Genomic DNA, 16,647 nt, shown 5'->3' with positions numbered 1-16,647 from the left:
GCGATAGCGGTGTGTCAGTCAACCTATGGCTGGCTGGGCGACCGTCATCGCGAGCAAGCTCCCACAAGGGGGACTGCGGCGGGTTTATGGCTTCCCGGAAATCCCGTACTTGCGCAACCGATGGGCAATCGCGGTGTGGGAAGTTTGCAGGCGGCTGGCGAGCTGGCGGGTGGAGGGGTAGTTGACGTAGAGGCTTTCGAGCAGGTGCTTCTCGAAGTTTTCCACGGCCTGTTCCAGGCTTTCGACTTCCACATCGCCCTGGCGCGCGACGGAGGTGCCGGCGATGTCCAGGTCGCCGATGTCCACCAGGCTGCTTTCGCAAATGGCGGCGGCGCGGAAGATCACGTTCTGCAATTGCCGCACGTTGCCCGGCCAGCGGTTGCCCAGCAGGGCCGGGTACGTGCCGGGGGCCAGGCGGCAGACCGGGCGCTGGATCTGCGCGCAGGCCTGCTGCATGAAATAACGCGCCAGCAGCAGGATGTCCTGGCCGCGTTCACGCAGCGGCGGGACTTCGACATTGAGCACGTTCAGGCGATAGAACAGGTCTTCGCGGAACGAGCCCTCGCTGACCATTTTCTCCAGGTTGCGGTGGGTGGCGCTGAGGATCCGCACGTTGACCTTGATTTCCCGGTCGCCGCCCACCCGGCGGAAGCTGCCATCGTTCAAGAAGCGCAGCAGCTTGGCTTGCAGGTACGGCGACATCTCGCCGATTTCATCGAGGAATACCGTGCCCTGGTTCGCCAGCTCCATCAGCCCCGGCTTGCCGCCTCGTTGCGCGCCGGTGAAGGCGCCGGGGGCATAGCCGAACAGTTCGCTTTCGGCCAGGTTCTCCGGCAATGCCGCGCAGTTCAGGGCCAGGAACGGTGCGCCATGACGGGCGCTGATGGCATGGCAAGCCCGGGCCACCAGTTCCTTGCCGGTGCCGGTTTCGCCCTGGATCAGCAGTGGTGCGTCCAGCGCCGCGACCCGCTGGGCCCGGGCCTTGAGGGTGCGGATTGCCGGGGATTCGCCCAGCAGCGCGTCGAAGCCTTCGGCGTGATCGTGATGCAATGCCGACAGGCGCTCGCCGATGCGGTTCGGCTGATACAGCGTCAGCAGCGCGCCGGCATCGGTGATGGGCGTAGCGTCCAGCAGCAAGGTCTGGCCATTGAGGGTGATTTCCCGCAGCGGCAAGCGAAAACCGTTCTCCAGCAAGGCGTCCAGCAATGCCTCGTCACCGAACAGCTCGGCCACGCTTTCCCCGGCCGGTTCACGCCCGTACAGGGCAATCAGCGCCGGATTGGCCAGCAGCACCTTGCCGGCACTGTCCAGGGCCAGCACCGGGTCGGTCATGGCCGCGAGCAAGGCATCGAGCTGCAAGTGCCGACGCTGGCCCGGCAGGATGTCCACCACGGTGACCGCCTGCACGCCGCGCACGCTGAACAGCGCCTCGCGCAACTCGTCGAGCACTTGCGGGCTGAGGGTCGGGGCGTCGATGTAGACGTTGGGCGGCACCATCTCCACCGCATCCAGGTTTAGATTGCGTCCACCGAGCAAGGCCAGGACTTCCTGGGTGATGCCGACGCGGTCGATGAAACTGACGTGGATACGCATGGGGCGATGGGTTCTGGAACTCGGAGGGTCGCAAGTATGCCTTGGGGCGGGCTATTGGTGAAATCCTGGTGCAACTCTTGAGAAACGCACCGAACTCCCACAGGGGGACGGTGGTGAGGCGAATATGTTCTACAACCCCACATCCCACTCCGGTACCTCGGGAAATTTCTGTACCAGGAAATCCAGCAGACTGCGCAGCGCCGAGGGCATGTGCTTGCGTGAGGCGTACACCGCGTACATGTTCATCCGGCGGGGTTCGGCGTGGGGCAGCAGGCGGATCAGTTCGCCGTTCTTGATATGGGCGCCGGCCTGGTAGCTGGGCAGCATGGCCACGCCGGCACCGGCTATCGTTGCCTGAAGCAATGTGCTGGCTTCGTTGGCGCTGATATTACCTTGCACCGGCACCGAGACCTGCTCGCCGTCCTGCTCGAAATGCCACAGGCTCTTGCCGACGTAGGAGTGGGTCAGGCAGTTGTGTCGGCTCAGGTCTTCCACTCGCAGCGGTGTCGAGTGCTCGCGCAGATACTGTGGCGAGGCGCAGATCACCGAGCGGCAGACCGTGAGGCGACGGGCAATCAGGTTCGGGTCCAGGTCGTTGCTCATGCGGATCGCCAGGTCGATGCGCTCATCCACCAGGTTCACGGTGCGGTCGAGCATCTGTAGGTCGACGCTCACCCCTGGGTAGCGCTTGACGTATTCGGCCATGGCGCTCGCCAGTTGGGCCTGGCCGAACGAGGTACTGGCACTGATACGCAACATGCCCCGTGGCGCATCGTCCGGGGTGCTGACGGCGGCTTGCATGTCGCCGGACAGCTCCAGCATCTGTCGGCACCGGGGCAGGATCTCCGTGCCTGCGGCCGTCAGGCTCAGCTTGCGGGTGGTGCGGTGCATCAGCCGGGCACCGACCCAGTCCTCCAGCTCCGCCAGATACCGCGACACCACTGGGCGCGACAGGTCCAGATGCTCGGCCGCCGCCGACTGACTGCCCAGGTCCACCACCGTGACGAACACCCGCATTGCTTGTAGACGATCCATGATCTGCCCGATTTCAGAAACAAACTATGTTGGATCATCGCATTTTTTGAAATGAATCAGGTCACTAAGCTTCGTCTCATTCCCTTCGGGCTTTTGGACAATGGAGCACCCATGACCGCATTCACCCCACTCAAGCGCCTGTTGCTGGCGACCGCCTCGCTGGCGTTCGCCACACACACCTGGGCTGCGGACCTGACGTTGGACGTCTACAACCCAGGGGCGGCAGCGATTTTTCCGGTGACCTCGGTATTGGTCAGCGGCGAGAGGGAGGCGATCCTGGTAGACGCCCAGTTCGGCAAGTCCCAAGCCGTGCAGGTCGTGGAAAAGATCCGCGCCAGCGGCAAACAACTGACCACGATCTACGTCAGCCACGGCGATCCAGACTACTATTTTGGTCTGGAAACCCTGGTTGCCGCGTTTCCTGAGGCCAAGGTGCTGGCGTCCGCACCGACTGTCGAGCACATCAAGCAGACCATGGACGGCAAGCTGAAATACTGGGGACCGATCCTGAAGACCGATGCCCCGACCAAAGCCATCGTGCCCCAGGTGCTCAAGGGCGACAGCCTGACCCTGGAAGGCCAGCGCTTGCAGGTCGTCGGCCTGGATGGCCCACAGCCGGACCGCAGTTTCGTGTGGATTCCGTCGATCAAGGCCGTGGTAGGCGGTGTGGTGGTGGCCGAGAACATTCATGTGTGGATGGCTGACACCCAGACGCCGCAGTCTCACAAGGATTGGCTGGCGACCCTCGCCAACATTGAAAAACTGCAACCGGGTACGGTGATTCCAGGTCACTACCTGGGTGACAGCGCCCGTTCCCTGGCCCCGGTGCGCTTCACCGCCGACTACATCAGGGCTTTCGACGAAGAAACCACCAAGGCCAAGGACTCCGCCGCGCTGATCCGTGCCATGAAACTACGCTATCCGGACCTGGGTGAAGACAGCTCCCTGGAGCTCAGCGCCAAGGTTGCCAAGGGCGAAATGAAGTGGTGAACCACAGTTTGTAATGCGAGCACACAGTTGTGGCGAGGGGATTTATCCCCGTTGGACCGCGAAGCGGTCCTGAGAAGGCTGATCAAGTTACATCAGGCCTGCTGCATGTGATGCATTAGGGGACTGCTTCGCAGTCCAGCGGGGATAAATCCCCTCGCCACAAGAGCATGTATTCAACATCGCTAATCACTGGAGAACACCATGAGCAAAATCGCAATCATCGGCGCCACCGGTCGCGCCGGCAGCCAATTGCTGGAAGAAGCCCTGCGCCGTGGCCACAGCGTGACGGCCATTGCCCGCAACACCGCGAAAATCGGTGAAAGGGCCGGTGTGGTCAGCAAGCAACTGGATGTATTGGACAGCGAGGCGTTGACGGCGGCGGTGACCGATCACGATGTGGTGATCAGCGCGGCGCACTTTGCCACCGTGCCGGCCGACAAGGTCATCGCGCCGGTGAAAGCCGCTGGGGTCAAGCGTTTGCTGGTCGTCGGTGGGGCGGGTTCGTTGTTGCTGCCGGATAACAGCCGTGTGATCGACAGCGATGGCTTCCCGGAGGAATACCTGGCCGAAGCCAGCGCCGGAGCATTGTTCCTGGACGTACTGCGTCAGGAGCAGGACCTGGACTGGACCTTCCTTTCGCCTTCGGCGGAGTTCGTCGAAACCGAGCGCACGGAGCAGTTCCGTCTCGGCAAGGATCACTTGCTGTTCGACGACGCCGGGCGTAGTTGGATCAGCTTTGCCGATTACGCCATTGCGATGATCGATGAAGTGGAAACGCCGCAGTTTTCGCGCACACGGTTTACCGTCGGGTATTGATCGGGCGCTTTCGCGAGCAGGGTGGCTCCCACATGGGGGCCACAGTTTATTTAGCCATGGACTCTCACCCAGACGCTGACCAGCACCGTCGCGGCCATCAACCACGCCACCGCCGCCACGGCCAGGGACGCCTCCAGGCGCATGCGGTCGACCATCACATACAGCGTCGCCAGGTAGACAAAGTACGGAATGATCGACCACATCCCAAACACGATGGTGGTCTTCAGGTCATCCACCGAACGGCCCTTGCCGACGATGTAATGGGCAATCAGGGCGAAGGTCGGGAACAGTGGCACGAGCCCGGCGATGTAATAGTTCCTGGTCTTGGCCAGCATTGCCAGGATGACCACCACGGCTGCACCGAGCGCTGCCTTGAAAATCAGATCCACAGGTTTCCCGCCCAGTTGATTAATGGCTCAAGCCATATTTTTTGACTTTGTCGAACAGCGTGGTCTTGGCCATGCCCAGCTCCTGGCTGGCCTGGGTCAGGTTGCCGCCGCTGCGTTGCAGGGCGTCCACCAGCAGGTTGCGCTCGAAGGCTTCGACTGCTTCGGCGAAAGCCAGGCCCTGGTTGCCGCCGCTGGCACCGGAGCGCTTGAACGCCGGCAGGCCCAGGGCGTAACGCTCGGCGACGTTGCGCAGTTCGCGTACGTTGCCCGGCCAGTCGTGGCTCATCAGGTTCGACAGGGTCTGGTTGTCCAGCTCCGGCACCGTGCGGTCGAAGCGCAGGGACGACTGCTGGAGAAAATGCTCGAACAGTTGCAGGATGTCTTCGCGTCGCTCGCGCAAGGGCGGCAGTTCCAGGGTCACCACGTTGAGGCGGTAATACAAGTCGCTGCGGAACTGCCCGGTCCGGCCCATTTCGTCCAGGTCGGACTTGGTGGCGGCGATCACCCGGCAATCCACGGCCACGCTCTGGTTCGAACCCAGGCGCTCTAGGGTGCGTTCCTGCAACACGCGCAGCAACTTGATCTGCAAGGGCAGGGGCATGCTTTCCACTTCGTCGAGAAACAACGTGCCGCCATCGGCGTGCTCGATCTTGCCGATCCGGCGTTTGCCGGCACCGGTAAAGGCATTGGCCTCGTGGCCGAAAATCTCGCTTTCGAACAGGTTCTCTGGCAGGCCGCCGCAGTTCAGTGCGACGAACTGCTTGTCGTGGCGTCGGCTGAAGTCATGCAGGCAACGGGCGACCAATTCCTTGCCAGTACCGGTTTCACCTTCGATCAGCACGTTGGCCGAGGTGTCGGCGACGTTGGCGATCAGCGCGCGCAGGTGCTGCATGGCGGGCGAGCGGCCGATGATCCGGCCTTCCAGGGAATCGCGTTCGGCCAATTGCCGACGCAGCGACGACACTTCCCGGGCGAGGCTGCGCTGCTCCAGGGCACGGCGGGCGACGTCCACCAGGCGTTCAGGGGAGAAGGGCTTCTCCATGAAGTCATAGGCACCTTTTTGCATGGCGCCGACGGCCATGGAGATGTCGCCGTGGCCAGTGATCAGCACCACCGGCAAGCTGCGGTCCCGCGCCTTGAGTCGGGTCAGCAGTTCCAGGCCATCGATGCCCGGCAGGCGAATGTCGCTGATGACGATGCCGGCAAAGTTATCGTCGACGCGCTCCAGGGCCTCTTCGGCGCTGCCCACGCCGATGCAGGGAATGTCTTCCAGGGTCAGTGCCTGCTTGCAGCCCAGCAGGACATGGGGGTCGTCTTCGACGATCAATACGCTCAGGTCGTTGTTCATAGCGGCTCGGCAGGTAAAAGGCTTACCAACGGTAAACTGAGGACAAACGTGGTTCCACTGCCCTCGACCGGGTGTTCGACGCCCAGGTAGCCACCCGTGGCGGCGGCCAAGCTGGCGGAAAGCGTCAGGCCCAGGCCCAGGCCTTGTTCGCCGGGTTTGGTGGTGAAGAAGGGTTCGAACAGATGCTTGCGTGCTTCTGGGTCAATGCCATGGCCGTTATCCCGCACGCGCAGGCGATATTTGCCATCGCCGGCCTGGCCTTCGAGCCAGAGCTGCGGTTCGGGTTGCGTCTGCATGGCGTCCAGGGCATTGCCGATCAGGTTCACCAGGATCTGCTCCAGGCGCGTCTGGTCAATTTGCACCTGGACGTCGTCGAAGCTGGAATGAATCTGGATGTTCAAGCTTTCAAGACGAGCGCCCAGCAGTTGCAGCGCGGCCTCGACACCGTTGCCGAGGCTGGCCTGGCCCTGGTCGTCCCCACGCCGGGCAAAGGAGCGCAGGCTGGCGGTGATCCGGCCCATGCGGTCGATCAAATCGTTGATGGTCTTGAGGTTGGCGCTGGCGATATCCAGCTGGCCGCGTTCCAGGAAGCGCACGGTGTTGCCGGACAAGGTGCGCAGTGCCGCCAGCGGCTGGTTGAGTTCGTGGGCGATGCTGGTGGACATCTGGCCGATGGCAGCCAGTTTTCCGGCCTGGACCAATTCGTCCTGGGCCCGGCGCAAGGTCTCTTCGGCCTGTCGCCGCTCGCGGATCTGGCCCTTGAGTCGTTCGTTGCTGGCGCGCAGGTCGGTGGTGCGTTCGGTAATCCGACGCTCGAGCTGGTTGTTGGCTTGCTGCAAGGCTTCCCGGGCCGCGAGACGGGTGGCGATGACCTTGCGCCGTTCGTTCCAGGCGATCAACAGGAATGCCACCAGGGCGAAGGCCACGGCCACCAGGATGCCTTGGTTGATCGCCTGGCGACGCAGGTCTTCAAGTGGGGTCAGCAGGGTGAAATTCCACGGTGTATCGCTCAAGGGCCGGGTCTGCGACAAGTAGCTGATGGCGCGCTCGTCGGACACCAGTTCGCTGTTGGCCGGGAACGTCAGCTTCTCCATGCCTTCGGCCAGGCGTTCCCGGGCCAGGGGCACCAGTTCATTGAGCGGGAACCAGTAGTACTGCAGGCTGCGGGCCAGGCGTTCCTTGGTGTCGTCGCTCAGGGGGCGAACCGACTTGAGCCGTCGCGCCGGGTCGCTGGACAGGATAATGATGCCGTTCTCATCACTGACGAACGCCTCCAGCCGCGCACGTTGCCAGCGTTCCTCAAGGGCTTCGAGGCGCACCTTGACCACGGCGACGCCGATGATCTTGCCTTGTTGCTCCAAGCCATGGGCCAGGTAGTAGCCGGGTTCGCCGTTGGTACTGCCGATTCCGTAGAAGCGCCCCGGCTGGCCGCGCACGGCATTCTGGAAGTAGGCGCGGAAGGACAGGTCTTCGCCCAGGTAACTGTCGACATCGCGCCAGTTGCTGGTGGCCATCACCCGGCCGGTGGTGTCCATCACGTAGATGGCCCGGCTGCGGCTGCGACGGTTAAGGCCTTCGAGGTATTCATTGACGATCTTGCGGTGCTCGGGTGTCGGGTCGTCGAGCAGTTGCGAGACACTTGACTCAAGCTCCAGCAGGCTGGGCAGGTAGGTGTACTTGCTGATCTCGCTCTCGACCGCACGGGCGTGCAGTTCCAACTGGCGCTCGCCATTCTCGGCGAGGCCACGTACGCCATAGTGCTCGCTGATCCAGAAGCCGAGGTAACCCAGGCCGATCATCAGGGCAATGACCAGTGGCGGCAGGAACAGATGGCGGATCAGGCGGGGTTTCACGGCGAGTGATGGCGGCGCGGCGCGATAGAGGGTGGGGTCGCATTTCATCACAGAAGCCTTGGGTCAACCAGTGTGGCGGCGGCCGCCCTTCGAACCCGGTCCGGTGGCGAGGGAGCTTGCTCCCGCTCGGCTGCGAAGCAGTCGCATAATCGGCTCATGCAGTATGCCAGGTACACCGCATTCGCCGGTTTTGGGGTCGCTGCGCGACCCAGCGGGAGCAAGCTCCCTCGCCACAGGAGCCGCTCCAAAGGACGTGGCGCTTAGTGCTGCAGGATTTTCTCGAGGAAATGCTGCGCGCGTTCGGAACGGGCGCTGATGTCGCCGAAGAACTCTTCTTTCTTGCAGTCTTCGATGATCTGGCCCTGGTCCATGAATATCACCCGGTTCGCCACTTTGCGGGCGAAGCCCATTTCGTGGGTCACGCACATCATGGTCATGCCTTCGTGGGCCAGTTGCACCATCACGTCGAGCACTTCGTTGACCATTTCCGGGTCGAGAGCCGAGGTCGGCTCGTCGAACAGCATTACCACCGGGTCCATCGCCAGGGCACGGGCAATCGCCACGCGCTGCTGCTGACCGCCGGAGAGCTGGCCCGGGTGCTTGTGGGCGTGGGCCGAGAGGCCGACCCGCTCAAGCAGTTGCAAGCCTTTCTTGGTGGCCTCTTCCTTGCTGCGGCCCAGCACCTTGATCTGCGCGATGGTCAGGTTTTCGGTGATGGTCAGGTGCGGGAACAGTTCGAAATGCTGGAACACCATGCCCACGCGCGAGCGCAGTTTCGGCAGGTTGGTCTTCGGGTCGGCGATGGACGTGCCATCGACCACGATGTCGCCTTTCTGGAACGGTTCCAGGGCGTTCACGCATTTGATCAGCGTGGATTTGCCGGAACCGGACGGCCCGCACACCACCACCACCTCACCTTTGCTGACCTCGGTGCTGCAATTGGTCAGTACCTGGAAGTCCCCATACCACTTGTTGATGTTCTTGATAGAGATCATACGGCGAACCTTTTTTGCAGACGCTTGACCAGCTGCGAGGCGGCAAAGCTGACGGTGAAGTACACGAGACCTGCGATGATCAGGAACTCATTGGAGCGGCCGATGATGTCGCCACTGGCCCGCGAAGCATTGAGGAAGTCCACCAGGCCGACCGTGTAGACCAACGAGGTGTCCTGAAACAGGATGATGCTTTGTTGCAACAGCAGCGGGGTCATTTTGCGAAACGCCTGGGGCAGGATGATCAGGCGCATGGTCTGGCCGTAATTCATCCCCAGTGCCTGGGCGGCCCCCATCTGGCCCTTGGGAATCGACTGCACGCCAGCCCGGACGATTTCGCAGAAGTACGCCGCTTCGAACATCATGAACGCCACGATGCAGGAACCGAATGCCCCGATCGGCGTATCTTCGCCGGTGATCCAGCGCAGCACGAACGGTACCGCCAGGTAGAACCAGGTGATCACCAGCAGCAGCGGGATCGAGCGGAAATAGTTGACGTAGGCGCCAGCGATATTGGAGACCAGCTTGTTATGGGACAGGCGCATCAGCGCCAGGATCGTGCCGAGGATGATCCCGCCGACCACTCCCAAGGCCATCAGCTTGAGGGTCATCACCATGCCGTTCCACAAACCGGGAATGGCCGGGATGATGCCAGTGAAGTCGAATTCCATTATTTACCCCCCACGGAGATCAGGCCGGGCACCGCGACTTTCTTCTCGACCATGCGCATGAGCAGCATCAGGCTCATGTTCAGGGTGAAATAGATCAGCGTGGCCAGGGTAAAGGCTTCGAACAGGTTGGCGGAGAACTCGGCGGTCTGCTTGGTCTGCGCGAGCAACTCCATCAGGCCGATCAGCGAGGCCACGGAGGAGTTCTTGAAGACGTTGAGGAATTCCGAGGTAAGCGGCGGAATGATGATCCGGTAGGCCTGGGGCAGCAGCACGTTCCAGTAGATCTGCGGCAGCTTGAAGCCCATGGCACGGGCGGCGGATTCCTGGCCGCGCGGCAGCGCCTGGATACCGGTACGCACCTGTTCGCAAACACGGGCGGCGGTGAACAGGCCCAGGCACACGACTACGCTCAGGTAGGCCGAGGTGGTCGGGTTCAGGTCCTGCTTGTACCACTCCTGCATATCGGCGGGCAGCAGGTCCGGCACCAGGAAGTACCAGATGAACAGCTGAACCAGCAGCGGCACATTACGGAAAAGCTCCACGTAGCACGTGGCGATACCCGATACGAGCCGGTTCGGCACGGTACGCATGACGCCTAGTATCGAGCCGAGCAGCAGGGCGATGATCCAGGCTACGATGGCTATGGCGATGGTCCAGCCCAAGCCGGACACGTACCAGTCGAGATAGGTCTCGCTGCCCACGCCGGTGGACTTGAAGAACACGCCCCAGTCCCAGTTGTAATTCATTAGGGTCTCCCCTCAGATCGTTCGATGTACAAATGCCCGCCTGGGGAAACTCCGTTCCCGCCCGACTTGAAGGCCAGGCACACGCGATCGGCTCGACAGCCACCGGTTCGAGTGTTTCCAGATTTGCCAGCAGGGAGTGACCATCCCCTGAAAGGGCCGGGCCCTTTCAGGGGATAAGGTTAGTCAGAAATCAGGATTTCTTGTCGTCAGCCGCTTTATCGGTCGGCTTGGCGATCAGTGCCTTGAGTTCGTCGCTCATCGGGAAGTTCAGATTCAGGCCTTTTGGCGGGATAGGTTGCATGAACCATTTTTCGTAGATCTTGTTGATCTCGCCCGAAGCGTAGGTGGCCTTGATGGCGTCATCGACAGCCTTTTTGAACGGCTCGTCGCCCTTGCGCATCATGCAGCCATAGATTTCGTAGGACTGTGGGGTGCCGGTCACGGCCCAGTCATCGGCTTTCTTGGCCTTGGCGGCTTCGCCAGCCAGCAGGGCGTCGTCCATCATGAACGCGACGGCACGACCCGATTCCAGCATCTGGAAGGATTCGCCATGGTCCTTGGCGGAGATGACGTTCATGCCCATCTGCTTGTCGGCGTTCATCGCCTTGAGAATGCGCTCGGACGTGGTGCCGGCGGTGGTCACGACGTTCTTGCCCTTGAGGTCGTCGAAATCCTTGTACTTGGAATCTTTCTTGGAGAGCAGCTTGGTGCCGATCTCGAAAATGCCAACGGAGAAGTCAACCTGCTGCTGACGCTCGACGTTGTTGGTGGTGGAGCCGCATTCCAGGTCCACGGTGCCGTTCTGCACCAGTGGGATACGGGTTTGCGAGGTGACCAGGTTGTATTTGATCTGCAGGTTGGGCAGGTCCAGGTCTTTTTTCAGTGCTTCGACGACTTTCATCTGGATATCGTGGGAGTAGCCAACCGGTTTGCCGGAAGCGTCCGCGATGTAGGAAAACGGAATGGAAGCGTCGCGATGGCCAAGCGTGATAACGCCGGACTCTTTGATCTTTTTCAGCGTGCCGGTCAGTTCGGCTGCGAAAACCGGGGTGCTGATCAGAGCGGCAGCCATGGCTGCGCCCAGGAGATGGGGAACGATACGCATCGATGTTTCCTCGACATTGTTTTTTTTATTTCGGCCGGTTTGTCGGCCCTGAGTACTTCGAAGTGCCTGGCAGCTCCTGTTGTGTTGGCGTACAGGCATTCGTCTCCAGAAGTGTAGAGCATGACTCGTGCCAGGCCAGGGCTGTCTGTTTAACTTGTTGTTTTATATGGTAATTAATGTTTTGTTTCAGGTTTACGCGGGCTGCTTTATCCGGTTAGCCGAACTGACGGGCGGGTCATGTTCGGAAAACCGAATGGCTTGAGCCCGTCTCGATCCATTGTGGGAGCGAGCTTGCTCGCGATAGCGGTGTGTCGGTCCCATACAGGGTTGAATGTGCTGGCCTCATCGCGAGCAAGCTCGCTCCTACAGGGGGGCGGAGGTGCACGCCAGATAGCAAAAAGCCCCTGAATCGCTGGATTCAGGGGCTTTGGGTTTTGCGGGATATCCGTCAGGCCGCTTCGATCTTGCGGCGGTTGTGCTCGACCTTGTCCAGGTACTGCTGCAGTTTCTCCTGCTCGACCGGGGTGGTGAACAAGCCCAGCTTGCTGCGGCGCCACAGGATGTCCTGGGCATCGACGGCCCACTCGTCGCTGCACAGGTAGTCGACTTCGCGCGTATAGAGGCCGGCGCCGACGTGCTCACCCAAGTCGCCCAGGTTGTGCACGCCTTCGAGCATGCGCCAGGTGCGGCTGCCGTAGGTAGTGGCCCAGCGGCGTGCGATGTCGGTTGGCAGCCAGTCGAACTTGTCGCGGATCGCCGAGCACAGCGCCTGCGGGGTGGTCATGTTTTCGCCGCCGGGGAGGGCCTCTACGGCGGTCCAGCCCGGACGCATTTGCGTGAAATACGGGGCCAGTTGCGCCATCGCCGATTCGGCCAACTTGCGATAGGTGGTCAGCTTGCCGCCGAACACCGACAGCAAGGGGGCTTCTTCACCGCCACCCGACAGCGCCAGGGTGTAGTCGCGGGTCACGGCCGATGGGTTGTCGGATTCGTCGTTGCACAGCGGGCGTACACCGGAATAGCTGTGCAGGATATCGTCGCGGCTGATCTGCTTCTTGAAGTGGGCGTTGACCACCTTCAACAGGTAGTCGGTTTCACCCTCGGTGATCGCCACTTTGGCCGGGTCACCGGTGTATTCGCGGTCAGTCGTGCCGATCAGGGTGAACTGGTTAAGGTACGGAATGGTGAACACGATGCGCTGGTCTTCGTTCTGCAGAATGTGCGCATGTTCGCCTTCGTAGAGTTTCGGCACGATCAGGTGGCTGCCCTGGATCAGGCGGATGCCATAGGGCGATTCCAGCTTCAGGTCATCGCGAATGAACTTGGCGACCCACGGGCCGGCGGCGTTGACCAGTGCCTTGGCGCGGATCGAAAACAGGCTGCCGTCGGCACGTTCCAGGTGCAGGTGCCACAGGCCTTTGCTGCGGCGGGCATTCACGCAGCGCGTGCGGGTGTGGATGTGCGCGCCTTTTTCCCGGGCGGCCATGGCGTTGAGTACCACCAGCCGCGCATCGTCGACCCAGCAGTCGGAATATTCGAAACCTTTGGTGATCTCGCTTTTCAATGCGCTGTCGGCACCGAACTTCAGGCTTTTGGAGCCGGCGAGCTGCTCACGCTTGCCCAGGTGATCGTAGAGGAACAGGCCGGCGCGAATCATCCAGGCCGGGCGCAGATGCGGGCGGTGAGGCAATACGAAGCGCATTTGCTTGACGATGTGCGGGGCCTTGGTCAGCAGCACTTCGCGCTCGGCCAGCGCTTCGCGCACCAGGCGAAATTCATAATGTTCGAGGTAACGCAGGCCACCGTGGATCAGCTTGCTGCTGGCCGACGATGTGTGGCTGGCCAGGTCGTCCTTTTCGCAAAGGAACACCGAAAGACCGCGACCGGCAGCGTCCGCGGCAATCCCCACGCCGTTGATCCCGCCACCAATGACGGCGATGTCGTAAATCTCGGCGAGAGGGGGCGTAGGCAAGGTAGAAGTGGGCATCGGCTGGCCTCGGGCTCTTTTTCGCAATATTTGAATTCGAACATAAATGTTCATTTGCGAAAATACTAGCCCATAAAGACCGCAACAGCCAGCTGACTTCGATTGAAAATACTGATCAAAGGAAGCTGAAAGGAAAATTTTCGAACAAAAAAGTTACTGGTGAAGTGCGTTTGTGGCGAGGGAGCTTGCTCCCGCTGGGCGGCGCAGCCGCCCCAAGATGGACTGACGCGGTCTTCCAGGCAGACCGCGTCAACCGGTTTTACGACGGCTGCGCCGCCGAGCGGGAGCAAGCTCCCTCGCCACAAAAGCAGGTCGGTATTTCACTGCGCTACACCGAAGCGCTCGGCCAGCCAGCGGATCTGCCTCAAATTGAGCTGACGCTTACCGCTCAAAACCTCCGATACCACCGACTGGGTACCAACGCCTGGCAAGTCGCTCTGGCTCATGCCATGTTCACGGAATGGGGCAAGCGCCTGGAGTTCATCTGCTCGTCGTAACCCAGCCCCTCGGCTGAACACATAACTGTTTGGAGGCATGGTTAACCCTGTGGCGAGGGAGCTTGCTCCCGCTCGGCTGCGAAGCGGTCGTAAAACCGGCTGGCGCGGTGTGCCTGAAAGGTCGCGTCAGATCATTGGGGGCGGCTGCGCCACCCAGCGGGAGCAAGCTCCCTCGCCACAGGGAGACTTGGATGCAGTCAGACCACTTCCAGGCGAATCTTGTGCTGGCTCAGCAACTGCGCCAGGGCCGGCACCGGTTGCTGGTCGGTCACCAGGCAGTCGATCAGGCTGATGGGGCCCAGGCGGACCATGGCATTGCGTCCGAACTTGCTGGAGTCCGCCGCCAGCAGCACTTGCCGGGCGTTGGCGATGATGGCTTGGGAAACCCGTACTTCCTGATAGTCGAAGTCCAGCAGGCTGCCGTCTTCATCGATCCCGCTGATGCCCACCAGGGCGAAGTCGACCTTGAACTGGTTGATGAAGTCGACGCTCGCCTGGCCCACCACGCCGCCGTCACGCCGTACGTTGCCGCCAGCGATCAGGACTTCGAAGTCGTCCTTGGCACTGAGGATCGAAGCCACGTGCAGGTTATTGGTGATGACCTTCAGATGGTTGTGATTGAGCAGCGCCCGGGCAATGGATTCGGTGGTGGTGCCGATGTTGATGAACAGCGAGGCATGATCGGGGATCTGGGCGGCGATGGCTTCGGCGATGCGTTGCTTCTCGTCGCGCATCTGATCGGCGCGCATGGCGTAGGCGGTGTTTTCCACGCTTGAATCGTAGGCGGCGCCGCCGTGGTAGCGACGCAGCAGGTTCACCTCCGCCAGTTGGTTGATATCGCGGCGAATGGTTTGCGGGGTGACGACGAATAGCTGCGCCATTTCCTCGATGCTGACATAGCCGCGTTCGCGGACCAGTTCGAGGATTTGCTGCTGGCGGGGAGGCAGATTCATGGGGCTTCCTTTGGGCTGCCGTACAAAATTTGCCCATGATGCCGCAGGAATCCACTCCCGACCAGTTTCAGAAGCTTATCAGGCTTTATTCAGCGTCTTCATGGGGTTCCCAGTCACGGGTGCGACTGACCGCCTTCTGCCAGCCGGCGTAGAGTTTTTCCTTCGCCTGTTCGTCCAGTTGCGGTTCGAATTCGCGCTCGATCACCGCTTTGCCGCGCAGTTCTTCCAGGCTGCCCCAGAAGCCGCATGCCAGGCCGGCCAAATACGCAGCACCCAGGGCGGTGGTTTCACGCATTTTCGGGCGCTCGACCTGGGTACCCAGGATGTCGGCCTGGAACTGCATGAGGAAGTTGTTCGCCACCGCGCCACCGTCGACTCGCAGGGCCTTGAGGCGTTCACCCGAATCCTGCTGCATGGCGTCGAGTACGTCGCGGGTCTGGTAGGCAATCGACTCCAGTGCTGCACGAATGATGTGGTCGACGCGTACGCCGCGGGTCAGGCCAAACAGCGCGCCACGGGCATAGGGGTCCCAATACGGCGCGCCCAGGCCGGTGAAGGCGGGCACCAGGTACACGCCGTTGCTGTCCTTGACCTTGTTGGCAAAGTATTCGGTATCCAGCGCATCGTTGATGATTTTCAGTTCGTCGCGCAGCCACTGGACCGTGGAGCCGCCATTGAAGACTGCACCTTCCAGGGCGTAGGCGACTTCGCCGCGTGGGCCGCAGGCGATGGTGGTGAGCATGCCGTGATTGGATTTGACGGCCTTGCTGCCGGTGTTCATCAGCAGGAAACAGCCGGTGCCGTAGGTGTTTTTCGCCTGGCCCGGCTCCACGCACATCTGGCCGAAAAGCGCCGCCTGCTGGTCGCCGGCGATGCCGCCGATGGCGATGCCGCTCTTGGTGCGGCCATAGATCTGCGAGGACGATTTCACTTCCGGGAGCATTTCGCGGGGGATGTCGAGGATGTCGAGCATCTTCGCGTCCCATTCCAGCGAGTGAATGTTGAAGAGCATGGTGCGCGAGGCGTTGGTGTAGTCGGTGACGTGGACCTTGCCGCCGGTGAATTTCCAGATCAGCCAGCTGTCGACGGTGCCGAACAGCAGTTCACCGTTGCGCGCACGCTCGCGGCTGCCTTCGACGTTGTCCAGGATCCACTTGAGCTTGGTGCCGGAAAAGTACGGGTCGGTGACCAGGCCGGTGGTTTGGCTGATGTATTGTTCGTGGCCATCGCGCTTGAGCTGCTGGCAGATTTCGGTACTGCGGCGGCATTGCCAGACGATGGCGTTGTAGATCGGCCGGCCGGTGGTCTTGTCCCAGACCACGGTGGTTTCACGCTGGTTGGTGATGCCGATGGCAGCCACCTGGTCATGGTGCAGGCCGGCCTGGGCGAGGGCTTCGACCATGACCGCGCTCTGGGTGGCGAAGATTTCCATCGGGTCGTGTTCGACCCAGCCGGCCTGTGGGTAATGCTGGGCGAATTCGCGCTGGGCGGTGCAGACCACGTTGGCGTCACGGTCGAAGATGATTGCCCGCGAGCTGGTCGTACCCTGGTCGAGGGCAATGATGTAGTTCTTGTTCTGTATATCGGTCATGTCGATTGCCTCGGGTCTTTCTATAAAAGGGAGACTAGATAAGGGAAGAAGCCACGGCGCAGGCTGGAATGGCAGAAGCCT

Annotated in this window: 14 protein-coding genes and 1 pseudogene; 2 read left to right on the top strand and 13 right to left on the bottom strand. The window is 61.5% G+C overall.

Annotated features, from left to right (window positions below):
• Window positions 1-84 precede the first annotated feature (84 nt).
• Window positions 85-1,593 carry a sigma-54-dependent transcriptional regulator gene (locus tag BM300_RS06615; RefSeq protein ID WP_063324630.1) on the bottom strand — a complete coding sequence of 503 codons (1,509 nt, stop codon included), beginning with the start codon at window positions 1,591-1,593 and terminating at the stop codon, window positions 85-87.
• Between the two features lie 129 nt (window positions 1,594-1,722).
• Entirely contained in the window at window positions 1,723-2,628 is a 906-nt protein-coding gene (locus BM300_RS06610) for a LysR family transcriptional regulator (RefSeq protein ID WP_092223489.1), read from the bottom strand.
• Window positions 2,629-2,739: 111 nt separating this feature from the next.
• Between BM300_RS06610 and BM300_RS06605 the strand changes: the two genes are divergently transcribed.
• Together BM300_RS06605 and BM300_RS06600 are read left to right on the top strand one after the other, a co-directional pair.
• On the top strand, window positions 2,740-3,618 hold the full coding sequence (locus BM300_RS06605; RefSeq protein WP_092462372.1) for an MBL fold metallo-hydrolase: 879 nt from the start codon (window positions 2,740-2,742) through the stop codon (window positions 3,616-3,618).
• 201 nt (window positions 3,619-3,819) lie between these two features.
• Window positions 3,820-4,434, top strand: coding sequence for an NAD(P)-dependent oxidoreductase (locus BM300_RS06600; RefSeq protein WP_092145142.1), 615 nt, complete (start codon window positions 3,820-3,822; stop codon window positions 4,432-4,434).
• Window positions 4,435-4,484: 50 nt separating this feature from the next.
• Here BM300_RS06600 and BM300_RS06595 read toward each other — a convergent pair whose 3' ends face one another.
• From BM300_RS06595 to glpK, 11 genes and pseudogenes are all read right to left on the bottom strand, one after another.
• Window positions 4,485-4,814, bottom strand: coding sequence for a GlpM family protein (locus tag BM300_RS06595; protein ID WP_170862026.1), 330 nt, complete (start codon window positions 4,812-4,814; stop codon window positions 4,485-4,487).
• A gap of 28 nt (window positions 4,815-4,842) precedes the next feature.
• Window positions 4,843-6,171 carry a two-component response regulator AauR gene (locus BM300_RS06590; RefSeq protein ID WP_063324635.1) on the bottom strand — a complete coding sequence of 443 codons (1,329 nt, stop codon included), beginning with the start codon at window positions 6,169-6,171 and terminating at the stop codon, window positions 4,843-4,845.
• Window positions 6,168-8,072 carry a two-component sensor histidine kinase AauS gene (locus tag BM300_RS06585; protein WP_063324636.1) on the bottom strand — a complete coding sequence of 635 codons (1,905 nt, stop codon included), beginning with the start codon at window positions 8,070-8,072 and terminating at the stop codon, window positions 6,168-6,170. Before BM300_RS06585 ends, BM300_RS06590 begins: the two co-directional genes overlap by 4 nt.
• A gap of 212 nt (window positions 8,073-8,284) precedes the next feature.
• Window positions 8,285-9,019 (bottom strand): amino acid ABC transporter ATP-binding protein, encoded by a 735-nt coding sequence (locus BM300_RS06580; RefSeq protein WP_003204983.1) that lies wholly within the window; start codon window positions 9,017-9,019, stop codon window positions 8,285-8,287.
• Window positions 9,016-9,687: an amino acid ABC transporter permease gene (locus tag BM300_RS06575; RefSeq protein WP_063324637.1), complete on the bottom strand. Its 672-nt coding sequence runs from the start codon at window positions 9,685-9,687 to the stop codon at window positions 9,016-9,018. The genes BM300_RS06580 and BM300_RS06575 overlap by 4 nt, the downstream gene beginning before the upstream one ends.
• Window positions 9,687-10,433, bottom strand: coding sequence for an amino acid ABC transporter permease (locus BM300_RS06570; protein ID WP_063324638.1), 747 nt, complete (start codon window positions 10,431-10,433; stop codon window positions 9,687-9,689). Before BM300_RS06570 ends, BM300_RS06575 begins: the two co-directional genes overlap by 1 nt.
• Window positions 10,434-10,623: 190 nt before the next feature.
• Window positions 10,624-11,538 carry a glutamate/aspartate ABC transporter substrate-binding protein gene (locus tag BM300_RS06565; protein WP_063324639.1) on the bottom strand — a complete coding sequence of 305 codons (915 nt, stop codon included), beginning with the start codon at window positions 11,536-11,538 and terminating at the stop codon, window positions 10,624-10,626.
• 448 nt (window positions 11,539-11,986) lie between these two features.
• Window positions 11,987-13,525 carry a glycerol-3-phosphate dehydrogenase gene (gene glpD / locus BM300_RS06560; protein ID WP_092145144.1) on the bottom strand — a complete coding sequence of 513 codons (1,539 nt, stop codon included), beginning with the start codon at window positions 13,523-13,525 and terminating at the stop codon, window positions 11,987-11,989.
• A 320-nt stretch (window positions 13,526-13,845) separates the two neighbouring features.
• Window positions 13,846-13,983, bottom strand: a pseudogene (locus BM300_RS31320) (transcriptional regulator); the annotation flags it as partial.
• A gap of 236 nt (window positions 13,984-14,219) precedes the next feature.
• Window positions 14,220-14,975, bottom strand: a complete 756-nt coding sequence (locus BM300_RS06550; RefSeq protein WP_003204973.1) for a DeoR/GlpR family transcriptional regulator — start codon at window positions 14,973-14,975, stop codon at window positions 14,220-14,222.
• Window positions 14,976-15,060: 85 nt separating this feature from the next.
• Window positions 15,061-16,566, bottom strand: coding sequence for a glycerol kinase GlpK (gene glpK / locus BM300_RS06545; RefSeq protein WP_072348398.1), 1,506 nt, complete (start codon window positions 16,564-16,566; stop codon window positions 15,061-15,063).
• Window positions 16,567-16,647 lie beyond the last annotated feature (81 nt).

This window comes from Pseudomonas sp. NFACC46-3, assembly GCF_900114515.1.
GTDB classification, from domain to species: Bacteria; Pseudomonadota; Gammaproteobacteria; order Pseudomonadales; family Pseudomonadaceae; genus Aquipseudomonas; species Aquipseudomonas fluorescens_Q.
This window is presented reverse-complemented; position numbering and strand designations above follow the sequence as displayed.